Genomic DNA, 19,223 nt, shown 5'->3' with positions numbered 1-19,223 from the left:
TCAGACGCGCTAGCCACAACCGCGGCGCGGACACCCGTCCTGCGGCAGCTTCTTCTTGCGCGGCCGCTTGGGCGGGGCGTCGAGGGCCCAGCACGCCTCACGGATCGCGCTCCACCCGACGATGGGTCGCCGCCATGTGTGCGCTGCCTGCGGTTTCGGGGGTGGCAACAGCGATGCCGGCGAGATCAGGTGCGCACCGAGCGGGTAGGTCGTGCCGCCGTAGACCGCGATGCCGATGTCGGTGCGTCCGACGATGTGCGGCTTCTTGGGCTTGACCATGCGTGGTCTACCACGCACCCCTGACATGCCCGGCTACATCGCGGCGCGGCGGCGCCGGCCGATCAACGCGGCGATCACACCGACGATCACGCCGCCACCGACGACCGAGCCCGCGATGATCCCGACCGTCCGCCAGGGGAAGCCCGTCGGCGCGAACGCCGGCGCGGTCGGCGTATACGCCGGTGGGCTGACAACGATCTGCGTCGGGACGGTCGCGGGTGCGGCGGGCGCCGTCGGCGTCATCGGCGGCATCGGCAGCGGGTACGGGTCGATCAGGCCGCCGCTGCCGACCGGCGCGCGCGGCGCAGACGGCGACGACGTCGCGGGCGCGACCGCCGACGCGGCCGACGTCGCCGCGGCGGCACCGCTCGAGACGATCTGGCCGGCCATGTCGCGGATCGTCGTCAGGATGCCCCACGAGCCGCCGATCGCGCCGTCGCGCTGAAGCGCGCCGACGATGGCCTCGGCGTTCGCGGCCACCTCGTCGACGGGCGTCGGCCGACCATCCAGCGTGATCAACAGGTTCGCCAGCGCGGGGTCGAGGCGCTCGTTGCCGAGCTGTCCCTGCAGCCGGTCGATGAGCTGGAGGAGCGTCCGCAGCGTGGTCGGCCCGAGCTTGCCATCCGCCGCCAGGCGTGTCAGACCAAAGGGCGCCCCGAGCCGGTTCACCTGGGTCTGCAAGTCGAGGAACGTCCGCTGGGTTGCCGAGGTCCGGCCAACGCACACGCCCGCGCTGCACGCGTAGGTCGAGGCTGCCGTTCCGAGTTCATGCGCCTGCATACGCGATACCCTATCACGCTGTCAGGGCGCCCGCGTACACTGTCCGCTCCATGCAAGCCCATGCGGCGGCTACGCCAGAGCCTTCCCCCGTTTCCACCCACGCAACCCACCTGAACGACAAGGGTTTGCGTTTCACACGCCGGTTCACGCGATCTGGCGTCGACCCGTTCGACGAAGTCACCTGGGTGCTCCGCGACGCGGTCATCACGGGCGCCGACGGCAAGGTCTACTTCGAGCAGCGCCAGGTCGAGTTTCCTGCGACGTGGTCGCAGACGGCTGTCGCCGTCGTGGCGCAGAAGTACTTTCGGGGCGCGCTCGGTTCGACGACGCGCGAACGGTCGGTCAAGCAGATGCTCAGCCGCGTCGCCGACACCATCACCGGGTGGGGCCGCCAGGGCGGCTACTTCGCCGCGGCCGCGGACGAGGCGACGTTCCGCGATGAGCTGATCCACCTGATGCTCCACCAGAAGATGGCGTTCAACTCGCCCGTCTGGTTCAACGTCGGCATCCAGCCCGAGCCGCAGGCGTCGGCCTGCTACATCAACTCCGTCGACGACTCGATGGACAGCATCCTGACGCTGGCCAAGACCGAGGGCATGCTGTTCAAGCACGGCAGCGGCACCGGTACGAACCTCTCCAACCTGCGCAGCGACGGTGAGGAACTCCGCAACGGCGGTACGGCCTCCGGTCCGCTCTCGTTCATGCGCGGCTTCGACGCGTTCGCCGGCGCGATCAAGAGCGGTGGCTCGACGCGCCGCGCCGCCAAGATGGTCATCCTCAACGTCGACCACCCGGACGTCGTCGACTTCATCGAGTGCAAGGCCACCGAGGAGAAGAAGGCGTGGGCGCTGATCGACGCCGGCTACGACGGCAGCTTCAACGTCGCCGGCGGCGCCTACGACTCGGTCGGCTTCCAGAACGCCAACCACTCGGTCCGCGTCTCGGACGACTTCATGCGGGCCGTCCTTGCCGACGCCCCATGGAGCACCCGCGCGGTCGTCGATGGGCGCGTCGTCCAGACCTTCAAGGCCAAGGACATCCTGCACAAGATGGCCGAGGCGGCGTGGGTGTGCGGCGACCCGGGCATCCAGTTCGACACGACGATCAACGCGTGGCACACGTGCCCCGCGGCGGGACGGATCAACGCCTCGAACCCGTGCTGTTTCGTCGGCGACACGCTCGTCGACACGTCCGAGGGTCGGATCCGGATCGCCGAGCTTGCGGCAAAGGCGCAGCGGGGTGAATCGTTGCCGCTCGCACTCTCCTACGATACGGAGACGCGGCTGCCGGTCGCCAAGCCCATCCAAGCCGCGTGGAAGGCTGGCGAGGCTCGCGCGTCCGCGTCTCGACGGTTCGGGGGCTCGCGTTCCTCTGTACGCCGAGCATCGGTGGTACCTCCGGGATGGAACTGCTGTCGAGGCGCGCGCGCTTACGCCAGGGGACCGGCTCCTCAAGCTCGCGGTCGGGCGGAACACCAACCGTAGCAACCGGCGCGTGATCTACCATCGCGCGACGCCGGCCAGCCCGCGTGGTCAGCAGTGGTTCAATCGCTGGCTGTGGCAAGAAGCGTTCGGAGAGATCCCCGACGGGCACCACATCCACCACAAGAACGGGGATCCGACTGCGACCGGCTCCGTCGCGCACGCGTCGGCGCGGGGCGGGAGGCCTCCGCCGGCGGCACTCGTCGAGGTTTGGGAGGCCGTCGCTGCGCAACCGAAGCAGACGCACAAGGCTTCAGCGGCGGTTACGCCGGCGCGCTGGAATGCCTACGTCAAGGCCAACGCGCTGGTTGGCGCCGTTCCGATGGCAGGGTCGCCGACGGACGGGGGCCGCATCCAGGGCATGGCATGGGCCGACTTCGAGAAGTTCATCGACGACCACCGTACAGACGTGAATGACGCGGTCGCTCAGGTCGAGTTTCTGACGCTCGACACGCCCATCCCGGTGTTCGACATCACGGTCGCCGGCACGCACCGGTTTGGGATCGGCTGTGAGGGGATCGACCATAGCGTCGTCGTGTCGAACTCCAGACATGTTCCTCGACGACACGGCGTGCAACCTGGCATCGCTCAACCTGCGCAAGTTCCAGGACGATCGCGGCGGCTTCGACACGGCCAGCTTCCGCGAGGCGTGCGCGGTGACGATCACCGCGATGGAGATCCTGGTCGGCAACGCGTCGTACCCGACGCCCAAGATCACGCGCAACAGCCACGACTTCCGGCCGCTCGGGCTCGGCTACGCCAACCTCGGCGCGCTCTTGATGTCGCGCGGGCTCGCCTACGACTCGGCTGCGGGCCGTGACTACGCCGCCGCGGTCACGTCGTTGATGTGCGCGGCCGCGTACGCACAGAGCGCCCAGATCGCGAGCGCGCTCGGGCCGTTCAAGGGCCACGTGCCGAACGCCGGCGCGATGCTCGATGTCGTCGAGAAGCACGCCGACGCCAACCGCCAGCTCCTCACCGATGCGACGAGCGATGCGCGGGGCGTGGCCGCGGTCGCGCAGACTGCGTGGGCGGACGCGGTGGCGCGCGGGATCAACACTGGCTTCCGCAACAGCCAGGTCACCGTCCTCGCGCCGACCGGTACGATCGCGTTCCTGATGGACTGCGACACCACCGGCGTCGAGCCAGACCTGGCGCTCGTCAAGTACAAGCGGCTCGTCGGCGGCGGGACGCTGAAGATCGTCAACCAGACCGTCCCCGAGGCGCTGACCAAGCTCGGCTACGGCGCGCCGGCGATCGACGCCATCGTCGCGTACATCACCAATCGTGACACCATCGAGGGTGCGCCCGGGTTCAAGGCCGAGCACCTGTCGGTGTTCGACTGCGCGTTCCGCAGCAACAACGGCACGCGGTCGATCCACTACCTGGGCCACCTGCGCATGATGGCCGCAGTGCAGCCGTTCCTGTCGGGTGTGATCTCGAAGACGGTCAACCTGCCCACCGACTGCACCGTCACAGACATCGAGGATGCCTACCTCCAGGCGTGGCAGCTGGGCCTGAAGGCCATCGCGGTCTACCGTGACGGCTGCAAGCGGACGCAGCCGCTATCGACGTCGGCGACGGCGACGGCGTCGAACGCAGCGACGGCGACCCCGGTCACGGTGGCAGTGACCACCGACGGTCCGCCACCGCCCCGACGCCACAAGCTCACGCGCGACCGTCACAGCATGACCCACAAGTTCGCGATCGGCGGCCACGAGGGCTACATCACGGTCGGCCTGTACGCCGACGGGACGCCGGGCGAGATCTTCGTGCGGATGGCGAAGGAGGGCTCGACGATCGCCGGCCTGGTCGACTCGTTCGCGACGGCCGTGTCGATCGCGCTGCAGCACGGTGCGCCGTTGGCGCTGCTGGTCGACAAGTTCAAGGGCACGCGGTTCGAGCCGAGCGGCTTCACCGGCAACTCGGACATCCCGCTGGCCACGTCGATCATGGACTACGTCTTCCGGTGGCTCGAGCGGTTCGCGGCGCGGCGACCGGCGATGGGATCGACGCCGGCGGCGGCGCCGACCGTCGCGGCGGCGCTGCCGGCGCAGCCTGCGACGCCCTGGGTCGCGGCGACGGATGCGCCGCCCTGCCACGAGTGCGGCACGCTGATGGTGCGCAACGGCGCGTGCCACAAGTGCCCCAACTGCGGCAGCACGAGCGGGTGCTCGTAGTCAGAGTAGGCTGGCGCCGATCCGTGCGATGCGCTCACCACGGACCTGGATCTTGCCGCGCGCGGCGAGGACGTCGATCGCGTGGCGGACGTCCGCGCGTGGGTGACGACGCGCGACCGACCAGATCAGCAGCGTGACGGTCGGCGGCGGGGATGGTCGACACAGGCACCGCATGATCGTCGTCTGGACGGGTGACTGCGTACGCCGGTTCTTCGGGTTGGGCATGGCGTGGGGGCTACCGTGGGAGGTTGGCGAGGAGCGCACGGCGCTCGCGCTCGACAGCGGTCAGGTCGATGTCGAAGAATTCCGCGAGGAGCGTGTCCGTCGACGGCCTGGCGAGGTAGAGACCTGCGGGCGTGTAGTCGACGGCGCTGTCACCACCGTTCCCGGCACAGTGCGTACGCATGTGTCGACGTTCCTCGTCGTCGTCGAGGCCAGGCCGGTAGACCTGCGCGTACGGGACCTGGCCGCACGTTGCGCACACATAGACCGCGTCGCGCACGTGCTCGGCTAGGACGATGTCGCGCTCGTGGAGCCACTCTAGAAACTCGCCGATGGCCTGGCTCTGAGCGTTGACGGCGCGCAGCCGATCGAGCATCGGCGTCTGAGTATCATCGGGCATTGCGACGACCTTTCGGTGTGTGGTGGCGTGGCATCAGCAGCTGCAGGACGTGGGCAGGGGTCAAGCCCGACCTTCCACAGCTCGTAGTCGATCCGATCTTCGGCAGTGACCTCGTCGGCGGCGCGCCGGCGGAGCCGGCGTTCCCGCGCTACGGGATCTTCGACGGGGCCCTGCCAGGCGTAGTCATCGCCAGCCGTCGGCCACAGCCAGAGCTGGTCACCCACGGTCGGACTCGCGTGCGACGCAGTAGCAGCCGAGCCGGGACATGGCGCCGGGCGGCTGCTTCGGTGGCGGCGTCGGTCGGCCGCGCCACAAAGGGCTTCGTGCTCATGAACACGATCTCCAGGTCGAGCTGCTCAGCCCGGTCCAAGATGTAGTCCAGGGTCCCTGAGATCAGCAGCTTCCGCGATTCCGCATCCAGCAGGACGGCGTAGGTGTACCGCGGCGACGTAGCCGGCGCGGACTTGGGGCGCCCACGCCGGATGCCTTCGATGATGACCGCGCGGCGGGTCAACGGACGGGCCCCGACGGCGGCGCGACGATCGGCAGGCAGACCGTCGGCTTGAGGCGGTGGCTGATGCGCTCGCCGTAGGGCGAGACGTCGACCGGCACTGGCGTGGTCATCGACCCGTCGTCGATCTCATCCGGGACCGGGTCCTCGGTCTGGTCGTCGGCGACGTGCGCGACGAACGGCCGGAGCGCCGTGTGCGGCGCGACGTGGCGGACCGGCAATGCCGGAACGCCCGTCGGCACGAGGTGCGCCTGCGGGACGTCGACCTCGCCTGCGGCTGACGTCGGGCGATCGTTCGCGATCGGCCGAACGACGAGCTGCACCGCGACGGCAGGCGTCACCTGCTGGGTGACGTCGGTCGCGGCCGCGCGGGCGACGACGGCGCCGTCAGCGACCACCGGCGCCGGCGGCGCGGGGACGTCGCGGAGGTAGCCGCGCGCGAGTGCCAGCAGGCCTGGCGCCAACGGCCGGTTGAGCATGTGCTCGCGCTCGACCTCCAATGCGAATTGCCGGAGTTCAGAGATCGACGGTGCCTGATCCTGATCCATCGTAGCCCCCCTCGCGTTTGAGAATTCACGATAGCGGGTGTCGCGTCCAAGGTCAAGCGGAGGTTGCCTTGCGCCGTTTCGAGTACGACTTGCGCTTTGGGTCGGGGTCGTCGACACGGCTGACGACCCGTGGCGCCCCGGCCGCGGTCACGACCGCGACCGCGGCGATGCGGTACTCGCGCGTGTGGACGACCGCGAGCGATCCGACGGTCGTCACGTACAGTTCCGGGGTGGTATCGTCGTAGCGGATGCCGGCGCACTGGATATTGCGCGCGGTCCACGCGGCGTTCACTGCCACGCCTCGACCTGCATCTCGACGACCTGCGACCGCCACGGGCCGCCGAGTGCCACCCACGCACTCGTACGTGCCGCGGCCTCGGTCGTCGCGTAGACGACACCGCAGTCACAGACCCGCGACCGATCCTCAGCCCACGCCCGCCACAACCACGTACGCACGCACGTGTGGTCGGGTTGATCCCGCGGCTCGTAGCAGTCCCGGCACAGTTTGAGCTGATCGACCAGGCTGTGGATCAGGTCGGCGACGTCGCCGCGCTGGATGACGGGGACGGCCCACGACCTGACCGGCGCGACGGTAATCGTCACAGCCCGCCCCCTGATAGGTCTCGATCGCGGTGACGTTGCCCAAGGTGTCGACGGTAGTGCGGATAGTCGGCGGCATCGTTCAGTCCTTTCGATCAGGTGGCTCCGCCAGCCGTGCCGCGACCGCGGCGTAGCACAGGCGCGCGGCGTCGCGCGCCAGCTGGCGTTTGTCGGTGTACGTGTCGAGCATCCGGACGGCGGCCTGGGGCTTGTGCCCCGTCACGGCCGCGATGAGCAGCTCGTCGACGCCACCGCTGCGGCACCACGTCACGAACGTGTGCCGCAACAGGTGGGGGTGGAAGGTCAACCCGGCGGCGGTACCGCGGGTCCGCAGCGCCCGGTAGACGCCGTCCTCGCTCAGCCCGCCAACCGGGACCGTCGTATCGCCGTCGGGTGTGACGCGGGGGCGGATCTGCTGGAACAGCCGACCCGGCGAGACGGCGTCGGCGTACGGCGCGAGCGCCTGACGGACGCGCGCGTCCACGGGAACGCTGTACAACGCGCCGCCCTTGAGCGGCACCCGGCAGAGCCAGTACGTGTCGTCGTCGCCGGGCTCCCAGGTCTCGACTGCGGCCAGGCTCATCGCGCGCATGCCTGTGTAGAGGCCGAGCGTCACCAGGGCATGGTCGCGGTGGTCGATCAGCCGCGTCCCGGCGCACGCCGCGAGCAGCGCCTTGACCTGCGGCGCCGTCAACGCGCGGCGGACATCGTCGCGGTCCACGGGCGGCTTGGCGGGGTCGATCGCGCCGATCGGGTTCGGGATGCCGTAGAGCGTGTTCGCGCGGTCGAACGCGAACTGGAGCCCGACGACGGTGACGTTGTTGAGCGTCGCCGGCGACAGCCGCTTGAGCATGTGGTCGTAGAACGCCTGGGCCTGGACAGGCGTCCAGCCGGCAGGGTCGTGGCCGGCGAACTCGAGCCACTGCCGGACGCCGGTGGCGTAGGCGCGCTTGGTGCGGTCGCGGAGCGACCGGGCATCCTGGACGAGCTTGAGAAGATCGATCACGATGTACCTTACACGATCACGCCTTGGACTTGCCCTTCATCGCGGGCTTCGCGGGTGCGGCCTTCGCCGCCGGCGCGTACCGCGTCGTCGGGAAGTAGCGCGTCGCGCGCAGCTTGCCCGTCGTCCGCACGCGCCCGGCCTTGATCAACTGCCGCAACGGCAGCACGACCTCGGGCGTCGTCAGGTTGAGCCCGGCGTTGATCTGTTCGACGCGCTGGCCGGGGTGCTTGGTGATGTAGGTCGCGAGTACCTCGGCGACCGCTGCGATGACCTTGCGGTCGCGCTTCTCGCCAAGCTGTCGCTTGGGTGCCGGCTTGGCGGCCATCCGCGCCGCCTTGGCCGCGTCGCCGGTCGACGATGCCGACGGCAATGCCGGCGGCAACGCCGTCGCCGGTGCGGGCGCCTCCGCTCGCGGCCCCAGCGGTGCGAGCAGTTCGGTGACGTGGTCGATGACGGCCGCCGTCAGGTCGCGCTGGAACTTGTCGACGATCTCGGCGATGGTGTACTTGGGCATGGCGTGCTCGATGGGTGGGAGGTTGGAGGCGTGCGCCAACAGCAGTTGGGCTTGGTCGGGTGTCAACTTGAACGACGCCGCGAACGGCCGCGGCGTATGCGTGACGAACTCGAGGAGCGGGTCGAAGCCGATGGCCTCGTAGCCCGGGAAGAACGGCTCAACGGCCTTGCCGAGGCGGACCCACGCGGCGGCCCACTGATCGCGGTCTTCCGTGACCGTGCCGTCAGGCAGCTTGTACTGCGGCGGCGGTCTCCGGGCGGCAACGTAGGTCTCAACCCAGTCGTCGTCGTTCACCGGCGCCATTCGTGCCTCAGCGGGTTCGCGGAGCAGGTAACGCAGCCGTAGTGGCCGTCGAGGGCAGCGTGATCGCACCAAAATCGACGGACGATGCCACCGGCGTAGACGAGCCCATTCAAGGCATCGTACGCATCGAACACGCTAAGCCCCACACCAGCGGCAATCGCCGACGTCGTTAACCACTCACGCCCGATCACGGACAACACACCGGCAGTAGGCCCGTGTGGGATCATGATGTCATGGGAAGGCCGCGAGCCCAACGCATCAAACATGTGGTAGCAGCAGCGTGCGCTACGCGACCACGGCAGCGCTGGCGGCGCCGGCGGCGGCGCCGGCGGCGACCAGGCGCGGGTGTTCCACGCTTCGATCACAGCCTTGGGTGTCGTGTGCTCCCTCAGCGTAGCGCTGCACGACGGACACCGCACCAAATACAACCGCGTAGTGCTGAAGCGGTGAACAAGCCACGGCGCGTGGCCGCAAAATGGGCACGGGTCCAGGCGGGTGTCGTGGATCTCACTCACGGCACAGCCCCGAACACGTAGAGCACGTACCGACCATCGTGCAGCGCGACGGCCTGTACGCCGGCCGGGAACGTGTACGTGAACTTGCCCTTGCCGGGGTCGATGGCGTGGCCGATGACGATAAAGCCCTTGTCCAGCCACAGGTGCTCAGGCAGGTAGCCGGTGCCGTTGCAGCGCGTACAGTCGCGATGCGACCAGGACCACGCGCGGTGTTTGGGACACCGCGTACGTTGGCGTTCCGCCTCGGGGATTCCGAGCAGCTGCGCGGCCTCATCGACCGAGATCTCTCGGACGAAACGCCAACGTCGGTCGTCTCGGATGTACGTGCCGTGGACGGCGCGCGTGTCTGCAGGCTTGGTCGTCATGATTTCCTGGTCGTGGAGCCCGGACCCATGGGGGTAGGCTTAAAATATATTAAAACCTACCCCTGACAGGTATCCCCTGTCCGGGCCTGGCGCAAGCCCGCGCGACGATTTTTTGGCGTCGCGGGCAGATCATCCAGGGCCGGCAGCTCGATCGACGGCCGGCACGGATGTGTCAGATGGACTCGGTAGCCGTTGCGTTGGTGCTCGCATAGCCAGGCGTAGACGGCATCCGGCGTGTTCGCGCAGAACGTCGTCACCCATTTGGACTTGCCGTCGACGAATTTCCGGCGTTCCGAGTGCCCGCAGGCCCTACACTCACGGTAGTGCGGCAGCGTCTGGCCGCGGCCCGAAACACCGGTCGTGCCCCACGCCGCGCGGTACTCCGCGAATTTCCACGTATGGCAGTGCTTCGGCATCAGACGGGCCCCTCCGTGCTCGCGACGTACGCGGCCGCAGACTCGGTATACAGCGCGACCGTTGGGGTCGCGTCCCCGGCGAACACGATGACGTAGTACGCGTCGGCGCTGCCACACCGGAAGGTCGTCCGGATGGCCGTCGGCGAACGCCACCGCGCACAGACGTCGATGAGCGCAGCGTTGATGGCCTTGCAGCACGCCGGGCGCGACGGCGCGTCGGCGTCGATGATGATCGCGTCGCGGACGATCTCGACGCGGGCGTGCGCGTGCCATTCGTATTGCGTCACGCTAAGGCAGTGGTGGATCCGCACGGGGCGCGCGCTCACTTCCGCCGTGCACGCGCGCGCAGGCACTTGATCGCGGCGATCTTCGCGGCGGACGTGATCATCTGCATCTCGGCTTCGGTGAAGCCGGGGACGGGCGCCGCGTCGAGCCCCAGGTCAGCCGTCACCTTGTCGCGCTGCATGAGGTGGCCTCGGCCGCCTTCACGGGCGTCGCGCTCGTCGCCGCGTGCCGACCAGTAGACGTGGATCATCACCTCCTGGCGCATCCCGGAGCCGGTGCTCGAGAACGCCTGTAGGTCGACTTTCTTGGTCCATGCCGGAGCACGCTTCTTGGGTGTCTTGCGGGTGGCCATAGGTTCACCGGGCTTTCGCGCGGAGCTGCGTCACCAGCTGCCGCAGTTGGGCGTCGTTCTCGTCGCCCTTGATCGTTTCGATGTGGAGCAACGTGCCGTCGTCGAACCGTGAACCAGGCACGACCACGACGACGCAGGGCTGCACGAACACGGCAGCCGGGCGCCGGACACCGACCGTCAGTGCCCACACGGCCGGCGACGGACGGACGCGCGTGTAGCGCATCCAGAGCGCCAGGTCGACGGCCGCGTAGTCATCCACGGCGGCCGTGAATACGCTGATCACCTCGTCGAGGTGCTGGATGACGTCGTCGCCGCGCTCGGTCCGCCACAGCTCACGGTCGATCGTGATTCGGTACTCGGTTGATGTGGTCATCTTGTTCCGTCAGTCCACGGCCGGTTCGGTCGTCGAGATCACGCCGTCGCGCTGAAACAGCACGCAGGCGCGCCGGATGTTGCGCGTCTTGCGGTCCTCCGGCCAACGCTTGACGAACGCGGGTACGCCGCTGCAACGGCGCCGTAAGCCGCCGCGTCATCTCGAACCGGTGCGCGAACGCCGTCAACGGCTTGCCGAGCATGTGCGTGTGCGTCGGGACGAACCAGAGCACGTCGATGGGCTGCGTCGCGAGGACGTGCGCCGCGACGAGCAGGTGGCCGACGTGGGGTGGGTCGAAGCTGCCACCGTAGATGGCGATGGTTCTCGTCACGGGACCTACTTTCGCATATGCGACGGTGGATGTCAAACCAAGTCGGCCGCTGATCAGTCGTCGCTCGGCGTGACGGGTACGTCATCCGTGCACGCGACTTGCTGCGTACGGACCAGTTCGATGACGTAGTCCGCGGCTGCTTGCAGATCAGTGAACGTGGAGACACCGCCACGGTCGGGCTGCTTGACCCAGGCCCACGCGACGCGGGCATCGGTCGTCGTCACGCGCGCCGTCAGCGGGGTCGCGTCGTCATGCCAGATATAACCAACGACAGAGACGTCGGCACGGTGCGCGATCACCATCTCCGTACCTGACCCGCTATGGGACCAGCCGTCCCCGTCGTAGGCTTGCGCGTTAGCAAGCGCGGTCCACAACGGCGGCTCCTCCATCCGACCGAACGCGCTGGCCTTTGACTTCGGTGTTCTGGTTCCGGCGGCGCGCCGCTCGGTGTATGCCTTAACCAACCGCCGCGCTAGCGCCTGACGTGCCAACTGACGACGCTCCGGCGTGCCGATCCCGACGCTCGCGTCCTCGGCGATGAGCAACAGCGGCGCCCACACGACGTAGTCCATGCGTGTCCGTGGGTCCGCGTAGAACTGCTTGTAGTCACCGGTGGCGTACGCGTCGACGTTGAGCAGCTCAGCCTGAGGACAGACGAACCGGTGGTTGCGCGTCACGGGCACGGTCACAGACTGTCGCCGGAATCCAACACGCCGCCGACGGTTGACCGTCGACGTCCACGTGAAGACGCAGTTGCCGTTGCGCAGCACGCGGGTGACGGTGGCGACGACACCGGGGCCGGGGTTGCCGGGTGGTTGGTAGCGCACGAGATCCGTCCGATCACGGTGTCGCTGACGCACCGCGTTCGCGCGACGGGCGTTTTCCTTCCGGGCCTCGGCACGGAGCCATGCGTCGTGTTGTCCGGTGACCCGCGTGCCAACACGGATCGTGGCGTTCTTGGCCGCACGGTACGCCTCGAAGTCCGGCGCAGGCCCGCTGACCAGCGCGCGCGTCGCGTCGTGGACCAACACGATGCCCTGCGCCGCACCTTCGGGTGTCCAGATTCGCCACGGCGGGTGCGGATGGAACACCGGCGAACGATCGAGCAAGCCCTGGACGACGACCGCGATCTTGTTGTGCGCACGCGTCGCCTTTACTACGCCGTCCATCGCGTCGTCGTAGTACAGGCTGGTGCGGTCGCACAGCTCGTACCGCGGCGGCGACGGTTCGCATGGCGGCGAGCCGGGCCACGACACACGCTCAGGCGCCGGCGCGCCCGTGCCGCCCGTCGTGTCGTCGGCATCGGCGTCGGCATCGGCGTCGGCGTCGTCGGCGTCGTCGGCATCGTCGGCATCGTCAGCATCGTCGGCATCGTGCTGCTCCCGCCACGCTTCGTACTGCTCGTACCGCGCATTCGCGGCTGCCCACGCTGCGTACGCTTCTGGGTACGCCCGCACGCGCGCCTCGTAGTCCGCGACACGACTATCGTACGCCCGTTGATCGATGGTCTTGCCGTCTGCGTTGACGTACAACGTTGCGTTGTTGACCAACGTGTCGTGCGTCGTGTCCGGGAACAGCTCGGCGTCGAAATCGATCCGCGTCGCGAGCTGGTAGACCTGGGCGCCGTTGCGAAGGTATAGGTACGTGTACTTGTCGGGGTCCCCGTTGAGCGCCAACGCCAGGAGCGTCTGCCAATCAGCCTCCGCACGATCACGGTGCTCGCGCCGCCGGATCCTGAACGCGACGATCGACCGCGGATGCGGCAGGATGCGATCGAGGTTCTCAGGCTTGCAAAGCCACGCCTCGAAGTCGGCGAGACCCTCCGCGTGCATCCCGCCGCGGGTATAGTTTGCCAGGCACTCCTCGTCCATGTAGTGCCGCCGCTGGTGGATGTGGACCTTCGCGTCAGGCGCAGCGGGCGGGCCCTCCTGGATGCAGGTCACCGTCTCGATCAGCCCGGCATACAGCTCGACCGTGAAGATCCGATCGTTCAACGCCGCGTAGACCTCGGTCGCCTGGGCCGCCTGGGCCTGGGACGGCAGAATCCTGAAGCGCATCCACTCGACCCACGCCTCGTGCTCGCGCTTCATCTGCGCGAACAGCGCCGGGAGCGTCTGTTCCTTGGCCTGCACGAGCGCCGCCTGGTGCGCCTTGACGTCGGCGACGCCGTGCGCCACTGCCAGCGCGGTCGTCTCTGCGCCGGGCGCCAGCGGCGCAAACGTCCCTGCACCCAGCGCGGCCGCGACGCGTTGGATCTCGCCCATCAATGCCTGGACCTTGCGGCGGTGTCGGTCTTCTTGCGTGGCCAGGTAGGGTTCCGGATCCGGCTCGAGCACGCATACCCGCTCGAAGACGTCGAAGTGGACGCGGTACCCGTCGTGCGTGTTGTCGCCGTACCCGCACAGCCGCGCGTAGTTCGACCCGACGTGGACGACACACCCGAGCCATCGCGTCGGCGGCGGTGCTGACGCCTCGTCTGATGTATCCACGGTGTCGACGGCGCGCTGGATCGCCGTCGCGACCTCAGCCTCGACAACCGTGCCTGCGTCGTCGTCAGCGTCGGCGCCCGCGGCGTCGTCGACGACGGCGTCTGACGGCGCCGGCGCAGCGGCTGCCGCGGCGTCTGGGATCACGTCCGGGTCATCGGCGCTGCCCCACGCCGCCCGCTTGCCGTGCTTGGCACGGACCCAGTACCACTGCCCGATCACCGAGCTCTGTCACTGGCGGTCACCCTGCGTCTGCGCCCAATGGTCATCACACGCGACGGTCCCGGGGGCCCCGCTCCCCCCCCCCCCCCCGGGGGCCGCCGGCGGCCCCCCCCCAAACACGTCCCCCGCCTGCCTGCCGGGGGCCCCCCGCCGTAGTGGCAGGGATGGTCTCCCACGCCGTCCCAGCCGCAGCGACAGACGGGCTCAGGTTTTGTCATGGTCTAGGTTCCTTTTCGCATACGCGACGACCGATGTCCAGTTAGTTGGCGCTCGACACGTTACTCGCACACCCGGCAGCGGCCGCCGCTGCGTTCACCGCCGCATTCGATGCACCACCGCTGGGTGATCGTCCGCAAGAACGCCTCACGGCTGCGGTCATCGAGATCCGCGATCGCCGTGAGCATGGGTCCGACGATCGTCGCGAACGCCGCGTCGATTTCGGCCTTGTGACGGTCCATCAGCGCGGTGGACTCGGCATACTGCCGTGCGCGGATCTGGCTTAGGGTTTCAGGCATCGGTCGGTTCCTCCGTAGGCAGGATCGCCGTCAAGCGGCGGGTGAAATTGGCAACGGCCGCGTCGAGCAGCCAGCCGAAGTAGTGGTGGTGCCACTTGCCGGTGTTGACGCCGTAGTCGTTGACGCCGAGCGTCGTCCGATCAGGCTCATGGAAGCGACAGTTGACCGTGTTCCCGTCGGCGTGGACGTCGAGGCGCCCATAGCGTGTCTCGATCACGAGATTCGTGGTGTGGTAACCCAGCGCCATGTACCGCACCTTGAGCTGACCGCCAAGTCCGACGACGACCTGTTCGATCGCGGCGTTGAATTCCCGGCTGCGCGGGTTGTCGCCGCCGCTCTGGGCCGCCTCGGGGACGAACCCCACACGCGTACGATGTCGGCTAGGCGGCATCGTAACCTTCACAGCGCATGAGGAAGCCGACCCACACATCCCGCAGCGCCACAAAGTCGGCGCAGATCAACGGCGCAGTAGGCAGATCGTAGATGGGCAGCCCCCGTAACGCACGCGCCCACGCGACGACCTGGCGTGCAGTCGCGTAGTACGGTACACGGTCGTGTACGATACGGACACCACGCCGCGTGGTGTACGCATCGATCGGAAGGCCTGCGGCCTGATGCAGCAGGAACAACGCGTTACAGCCTGCGGTGTTCATGTTAAGCCGCCGGCCGCACAGCTTACGTGGCGTGTAAACGAGACTCAACGCCTGCGCCTCATCATATGCAGCCACGAGGTTGGCTCGGAAGTCGGCGTCCGTCTCGCAGGACTCGGCGTCGCCGAGCGCTGCACGCACCGTGTCGACTCGTTTGGTCAAGCCGGTGACCTCGGCTCGCTTGTCGTCGAGCGAATCGGTGATCGTGACCGCCGGTTTACGTGTCATCGCTAGCTCCTTGCCTGCGCGCGATCAGCGCGCCGTGACCTTGTCGAGCCGCGCCATGATGATGTCGGCGTAGACGAACCGCTCGTCCGGCTTGACGCCGGCCATCACCAGGACGTCGGCGATTTCCTGGCGTGCAGCCGCGCCGCGCGTCGCGGTGGGCCACGGCGCCGCGTGGACCGCGCAGTCACCGTTGACCACGATCGTCGGCGTTCCGGCGTCGTCGCGGAACGCGGTGATGGTGGCCTTGACCGCGGGGTGGTTGCCCTCGGCGTGGAAGCTGACGTCCGTCCGCCGTGACGCGCCGGTCGCCGGTTGGGGCAGCATGCCGACGGCAACCGCCGTCGCCGGTGCCTGCGTCGCGCTAGGCGCACGGCCCGACGCCGATAGCGCCAACCGCGTCACCATCACCGGTTGCCCCGACCCGCGGCACGCGCGGACAGAGTCCGAGTGCCGCCTGTAGCTGACCGTGTGCGCGCAGACCGTCCCATCGGCTGTCGCCTCCTGGGGCTGTCCGCATTCCGGACAGTGCCACAGGAACAGCATCCGCATGTGGCCAAGGAACGTCTGGAAGGCTGTCTGTGCGTCGGTCCCGGGTACCGTCGCGTAGACCCACGTCCGCGTCCGCGGTCGCCAACCCGGCAACGCCGGCAACCCGCAAGCGACGTCGGTGAAGCGGACGACGATCTCGATGATGCCGAGCGCCGCGACGATCTGCGGCGCCTCGACGGTCGCCGCGCCGAACTTCGTGGCCAGGCCGTACGGGAACGGTTGCGTCGGTCCGAACAGCGACGCGACGCCGCCGACCGACCGACACCAGTCCGCGATCCAGCCGCCGAGCGTCTGCGCGATCGGTGCGAGCTTGGTCGTCGTGGCCGCGTACCGACGCTGGGTCTTGGACGATAGCTGCGTGGACATATCAGTCTCTCCAGATGAGGGTGAATCCGATCACCGCGCCGACGGCATGGGGGATGCCAACGAAGGCGAGCGCGAGCGTGCTGAGGACGGCCAGCCACCGGACGCGCCGGCGTGCGCGAGGATCGATCATGACGGCTCCGGTCAGTTGAAGGGGGTGTGATCCGACGTCGCCAGCGCGGTCGGCTGCGGCACCGCGACGACGACGGCGGTGACGGCCAACGGCGCGAAGCCCCACGTCCAGCGCCGGCGTTGGGGATCCCGCCACTCGGCCAGCTCGGCACGCTGCCAGCAGTCGTCGGCGACGGCCGCCAGCACGGCGTTGTCGTCGTGTGCCGTGGCGAGGCGGCGGAAGCGCGAGCTGAGGACGCGCCAGGCGAAGGCCGGGTAGCACGGTCGGCGGGCGACGTGGTCGTACTTCACCAGGAAGTGGAGTACGGTCGCGGCGTCGTAGTTGTCGAACTTGGTGACCTTGGTCATGGCGCGGCTCCGACGGTGAGCGTCAACAGGATGTGCTCGATCCATTCGTGATCGGGCTCCTCGAAGCTCGCGACGGCGTGCGTGAAGGTCACGCGCTCCGGCGCGCCGATCAGTGGGTAGCTCAGGTAGTTGGTGCCGAGGTCGCGCGCCGCGGTGGCGCCGCATTGCGGACAGACGGCGTGCACGGTGACCGGGATGTAGCACCGCTTGATGTCGAGGCCATACGGCCCCGGGGCCGTCTCGATCTGCGTGATCATGGTGTTGGCTCCAGCGCCGCGAGCGCCGCGGCCGCGGCCTCCGTCGGGCGGCACACGTACTCGGTGCCGCGGAACGCGTACTCGTGCTGGGTCTGCCGCGTCACGGTGACGAGCCCGGCCGCCTCGAGCTGCGTGATAGCCTTGGCGTCGCGGCCGCCAGCGCGGCGCCACTTGCCGGGGCCGCGCTTGCCGGCGGTCGTCGGACGGAACAGCCCCGAGCTGTGACCGTAGGCGCCGCGGGTGACGGCTTCGCGCAGGACGCGGACGGCGGCAGCGGTGAGGGTGATCACGACGCAGCCTCCGCCAGCGCTGCGGCACCCGACGTTAGCGCCGCCGCCCGCGTGACGTGGTCCGCCGTCACGGCGTCAGCGCCCTGGAGGTCGGCGATGGTCCGCGCGACGCGCAGGGTACGCGTCGGCACGGCGTCGTGTCCCGGGCAGGCCAACCGGAGCGCGGCCTCGGGCAGGGTCGCGTTGAGCTGCCCACGCGCGGCCTGGATCGCGCGCGCCGCGACGACACGCGCCTGGACGGTCGCGGACGACTCACCCCGCGGTGCATCGCGGAGGTCGCTGAGCGAGACGGACGGCACGGCGACGACGATGTCGCAGCGGTCGGCGATCGGCGCCAGGCGCTGCGTGTGACGCTGCCGCGACGCGGCCGGGCAACTGCACTCACGGACGGCGGCGCCGAACCACCCGCACGGGCACGGGTTCGCCGCGACGACGATCTGCGCCGTCGTCCGGTGCATGAACGCGGCGGCGACCGCGTCGCCGCGGAATTCGGTCACCTCATCGAGCATCAGCACGCCGTGCGTCGCGAGCGCGACCTCGCCAGGCCGACCGTCCGGGACGCCGCGCAGCGCGGCCAGCGACACGGTGTGGTGCGGCGCCCGGAATGGGCGATGCTCGACGCGCGCACCGACGGAGCCAACCGCCGAGTAGGTCCGCGTCGCGTCGGCCACCTCGGGCGTGGTCATCGGCGGCAGGATCGACGGCAACCGCCGCGCCAACATCGTCTTGCCGATCCCGGGCGGACCGACGAGCGCCAGGTCATGACCGCCTGCAGCGGCGACCTCGAGCGCCCACCGCGGGCCGGGCAGCCCACGGACGTCGGCCAGGTCAAACTCAGGCGCAGGCTGCGCCACGGGCACCCACGCCTGCCCCAGCGTCCCTTCCGCCTCGGTGTACGCCGCGACGACGTCGTCGAGGTGCGACGCGACGTAGATGACGATGTCGGGCACGAGGTCAGCGGCCTCACCCTGTGACGTGGTCGGGATGACGATGGCCCGCAGCCCGGCGGCGGCGGCCACCTCGACGGCCGCCAGGACGCCACGCGTCGCGCGGATCGACCCGTCGAAGCCCAGATCGCCGTAGAACGCGACGCCGGCGACGTCGGCCGGGTGGATGACGCCATCACCAACGAGCGCGCTGATCGCGAGCGCCAGGTCGGTGCCGACCGTGGTGGCCGCTGCGTCCGCCGCCGTTGCCGGCATGCGTAGCCCTGCCGTGGTGTATCCGCTCGCGGCGAGCGCCGCCTGGACACGGACCGACGTCTCCCGCGCGCGCACCGACAAGCCGTCGCGGCGCGTCGCCGACGTCGTCGACGTCATGGCGACGTGGACCAGCTCGGCCGTGACGCCGCGCAACACGGCAGTCGCGACGGGCGCGGGTTGCTGCGGCGCGGTCACGACGCGCGCTCCTGCGCGTCGACGTACTGCCGGAGCGCCTCGGTGGTGGTGGCCGCGCGGCGGGCGGCGGCCGGCGCCGTGGCCTCGGCCCGCCGCGCGACCGCGGCGTGGCTGACGGCGTGGCGCACGTAGGACATCAGCAGGCGCGCGCCGTCGGCGCACGGCGCCGGCGTGACCGTCCCGAGCGTGATGTCGATCCGGCACGCGGTGCAGGTCGACAGGTGGGCCTCGAACGCGAGGCGCTGCGCGTCGCGGGTGTTCGTGGGGGTGGGCATCAGCGGTCTCCGGGGTCGGGGATATCAGCAGTCGCGGCAGACGATCGGCG

Annotated in this window: 30 protein-coding genes and 1 pseudogene; 3 read left to right on the top strand and 28 right to left on the bottom strand. The window is 69.2% G+C overall.

Translation table 11 applies throughout. The annotated features are described in order from the left end of the window. Positions 1–9 precede the first annotated feature (9 nt). Positions 10–279, bottom strand: coding sequence for a hypothetical protein (locus tag IPJ61_RS19605; protein WP_297111903.1), 270 nt, complete (start codon positions 277–279; stop codon positions 10–12). A 33-nt stretch (positions 280–312) separates the two neighbouring features. Next, the gene (locus tag IPJ61_RS19600; protein ID WP_297111901.1) at positions 313–1,059 is read right to left on the bottom strand and encodes a hypothetical protein; all 747 of its coding nucleotides are present in this window, start codon (positions 1,057–1,059) and stop codon (positions 313–315) included. A 125-nt stretch (positions 1,060–1,184) separates the two neighbouring features. Between IPJ61_RS19600 and IPJ61_RS19595 the strand changes: the two genes are divergently transcribed. The 3 genes and pseudogenes from IPJ61_RS19595 to IPJ61_RS19590 all read left to right on the top strand — a co-directional run bounded on the left by IPJ61_RS19595 (position 1,185) and on the right by IPJ61_RS19590 (position 4,720). Next, on the top strand, positions 1,185–2,543 hold the full coding sequence (locus tag IPJ61_RS19595; protein ID WP_297111899.1) for a hypothetical protein: 1,359 nt from the start codon (positions 1,185–1,187) through the stop codon (positions 2,541–2,543). Positions 2,544–2,553: 10 nt separating this feature from the next. Further along, positions 2,554–2,667, top strand: a pseudogene (locus IPJ61_RS22450) (HNH endonuclease family protein); the annotation flags it as partial. A 424-nt stretch (positions 2,668–3,091) separates the two neighbouring features. After that, positions 3,092–4,720, top strand: a complete 1,629-nt coding sequence (locus IPJ61_RS19590) for a TSCPD domain-containing protein (protein WP_297111897.1) — start codon at positions 3,092–3,094, stop codon at positions 4,718–4,720. Here IPJ61_RS19590 and IPJ61_RS19585 read toward each other — a convergent pair whose 3' ends face one another. From IPJ61_RS19585 to IPJ61_RS19465, 26 genes are all read right to left on the bottom strand, one after another. Continuing rightward, positions 4,721–4,945, bottom strand: coding sequence for a hypothetical protein (locus tag IPJ61_RS19585; protein ID WP_297111895.1), 225 nt, complete (start codon positions 4,943–4,945; stop codon positions 4,721–4,723). Between the two features lie 10 nt (positions 4,946–4,955). After that, complete coding sequence (locus IPJ61_RS19580) at positions 4,956–5,342, bottom strand: hypothetical protein (protein ID WP_297111894.1); 387 nt, start codon at positions 5,340–5,342, stop codon at positions 4,956–4,958. 148 nt (positions 5,343–5,490) lie between these two features. Further along, a complete protein-coding gene (locus IPJ61_RS19575) occupies positions 5,491–5,856 on the bottom strand; it encodes a hypothetical protein (protein ID WP_297111892.1) in 366 nt (121 codons plus the stop codon). Continuing rightward, positions 5,853–6,401, bottom strand: a complete 549-nt coding sequence (locus IPJ61_RS19570) for a hypothetical protein (RefSeq protein ID WP_297111890.1) — start codon at positions 6,399–6,401, stop codon at positions 5,853–5,855. The genes IPJ61_RS19575 and IPJ61_RS19570 overlap by 4 nt, the downstream gene beginning before the upstream one ends. Before the next feature lie 52 nt (positions 6,402–6,453). Further along, positions 6,454–6,693, bottom strand: a complete 240-nt coding sequence (locus tag IPJ61_RS19565) for a hypothetical protein (protein WP_297111888.1) — start codon at positions 6,691–6,693, stop codon at positions 6,454–6,456. After that, positions 6,690–7,004: a hypothetical protein gene (locus tag IPJ61_RS19560; RefSeq protein WP_297111886.1), complete on the bottom strand. Its 315-nt coding sequence runs from the start codon at positions 7,002–7,004 to the stop codon at positions 6,690–6,692. Before IPJ61_RS19560 ends, IPJ61_RS19565 begins: the two co-directional genes overlap by 4 nt. A 79-nt stretch (positions 7,005–7,083) precedes the next feature. Further along, a complete protein-coding gene (locus IPJ61_RS19555; protein WP_297111884.1) occupies positions 7,084–8,007 on the bottom strand; it encodes a tyrosine-type recombinase/integrase in 924 nt (307 codons plus the stop codon). Positions 8,008–8,023: 16 nt separating this feature from the next. Continuing rightward, complete coding sequence (locus IPJ61_RS19550) at positions 8,024–8,815, bottom strand: hypothetical protein (protein WP_297111883.1); 792 nt, start codon at positions 8,813–8,815, stop codon at positions 8,024–8,026. Then, entirely contained in the window at positions 8,812–9,339 is a 528-nt protein-coding gene (locus IPJ61_RS22445) for a Lar family restriction alleviation protein (protein ID WP_366505956.1), read from the bottom strand. The genes IPJ61_RS19550 and IPJ61_RS22445 overlap by 4 nt, the downstream gene beginning before the upstream one ends. Then, complete coding sequence (locus IPJ61_RS19545; protein WP_297111881.1) at positions 9,336–9,704, bottom strand: hypothetical protein; 369 nt, start codon at positions 9,702–9,704, stop codon at positions 9,336–9,338. Before IPJ61_RS19545 ends, IPJ61_RS22445 begins: the two co-directional genes overlap by 4 nt. A 56-nt stretch (positions 9,705–9,760) precedes the next feature. Next, positions 9,761–10,120 (bottom strand): hypothetical protein, encoded by a 360-nt coding sequence (locus IPJ61_RS19540; protein ID WP_297111879.1) that lies wholly within the window; start codon positions 10,118–10,120, stop codon positions 9,761–9,763. Beyond that, complete coding sequence (locus IPJ61_RS19535; protein WP_297111877.1) at positions 10,120–10,407, bottom strand: hypothetical protein; 288 nt, start codon at positions 10,405–10,407, stop codon at positions 10,120–10,122. Before IPJ61_RS19535 ends, IPJ61_RS19540 begins: the two co-directional genes overlap by 1 nt. A 35-nt stretch (positions 10,408–10,442) precedes the next feature. Further along, on the bottom strand, positions 10,443–10,757 hold the full coding sequence (locus tag IPJ61_RS19530; RefSeq protein WP_297111874.1) for a hypothetical protein: 315 nt from the start codon (positions 10,755–10,757) through the stop codon (positions 10,443–10,445). 4 nt (positions 10,758–10,761) lie between these two features. Beyond that, the gene (locus IPJ61_RS19525) at positions 10,762–11,130 is read right to left on the bottom strand and encodes a hypothetical protein (protein WP_297111873.1); all 369 of its coding nucleotides are present in this window, start codon (positions 11,128–11,130) and stop codon (positions 10,762–10,764) included. Beyond that, positions 11,090–11,461, bottom strand: coding sequence for a nicotinate-nicotinamide nucleotide adenylyltransferase (locus tag IPJ61_RS19520; protein ID WP_297111871.1), 372 nt, complete (start codon positions 11,459–11,461; stop codon positions 11,090–11,092). Before IPJ61_RS19520 ends, IPJ61_RS19525 begins: the two co-directional genes overlap by 41 nt. 53 nt (positions 11,462–11,514) lie before the next feature. Next, positions 11,515–14,169, bottom strand: a complete 2,655-nt coding sequence (locus tag IPJ61_RS19515; protein WP_297111869.1) for a hypothetical protein — start codon at positions 14,167–14,169, stop codon at positions 11,515–11,517. Positions 14,170–14,447: 278 nt separating this feature from the next. Next, on the bottom strand, positions 14,448–14,684 hold the full coding sequence (locus IPJ61_RS19510) for a hypothetical protein (RefSeq protein WP_297111867.1): 237 nt from the start codon (positions 14,682–14,684) through the stop codon (positions 14,448–14,450). Further along, on the bottom strand, positions 14,677–15,048 hold the full coding sequence (locus IPJ61_RS19505) for a hypothetical protein (protein WP_297111865.1): 372 nt from the start codon (positions 15,046–15,048) through the stop codon (positions 14,677–14,679). The genes IPJ61_RS19510 and IPJ61_RS19505 overlap by 8 nt, the downstream gene beginning before the upstream one ends. Before the next feature lie 16 nt (positions 15,049–15,064). Continuing rightward, complete coding sequence (locus IPJ61_RS19500; RefSeq protein WP_297111863.1) at positions 15,065–15,562, bottom strand: hypothetical protein; 498 nt, start codon at positions 15,560–15,562, stop codon at positions 15,065–15,067. Positions 15,563–15,586: 24 nt separating this feature from the next. Beyond that, complete coding sequence (locus tag IPJ61_RS19495) at positions 15,587–16,477, bottom strand: hypothetical protein (protein WP_297111861.1); 891 nt, start codon at positions 16,475–16,477, stop codon at positions 15,587–15,589. Position 16,478: 1 nt separating this feature from the next. Next, positions 16,479–16,607, bottom strand: coding sequence for a hypothetical protein (locus IPJ61_RS19490; protein WP_297111859.1), 129 nt, complete (start codon positions 16,605–16,607; stop codon positions 16,479–16,481). A gap of 11 nt (positions 16,608–16,618) precedes the next feature. Then, a complete protein-coding gene (locus IPJ61_RS19485) occupies positions 16,619–16,954 on the bottom strand; it encodes a hypothetical protein (RefSeq protein WP_297111858.1) in 336 nt (111 codons plus the stop codon). Beyond that, positions 16,951–17,211, bottom strand: coding sequence for a hypothetical protein (locus IPJ61_RS19480; RefSeq protein WP_297111856.1), 261 nt, complete (start codon positions 17,209–17,211; stop codon positions 16,951–16,953). Before IPJ61_RS19480 ends, IPJ61_RS19485 begins: the two co-directional genes overlap by 4 nt. Then, positions 17,208–17,501, bottom strand: coding sequence for a hypothetical protein (locus IPJ61_RS19475; protein WP_297111854.1), 294 nt, complete (start codon positions 17,499–17,501; stop codon positions 17,208–17,210). The genes IPJ61_RS19480 and IPJ61_RS19475 overlap by 4 nt, the downstream gene beginning before the upstream one ends. Further along, complete coding sequence (locus IPJ61_RS19470; RefSeq protein ID WP_297111851.1) at positions 17,498–18,898, bottom strand: ATP-binding protein; 1,401 nt, start codon at positions 18,896–18,898, stop codon at positions 17,498–17,500. The genes IPJ61_RS19475 and IPJ61_RS19470 overlap by 4 nt, the downstream gene beginning before the upstream one ends. After that, positions 18,895–19,173 carry a hypothetical protein gene (locus tag IPJ61_RS19465; RefSeq protein WP_297111848.1) on the bottom strand — a complete coding sequence of 93 codons (279 nt, stop codon included), beginning with the start codon at positions 19,171–19,173 and terminating at the stop codon, positions 18,895–18,897. The genes IPJ61_RS19470 and IPJ61_RS19465 overlap by 4 nt, the downstream gene beginning before the upstream one ends. Positions 19,174–19,223 lie beyond the last annotated feature (50 nt).

This window comes from Tessaracoccus sp., assembly GCF_016714275.1.
Taxonomy (GTDB): Bacteria; Actinomycetota; Actinomycetes; order Propionibacteriales; family Propionibacteriaceae; genus Arachnia.
Note: the sequence above shows the minus strand (reverse complement) of the source record. Positions and strands in the feature narration are given on the sequence as shown.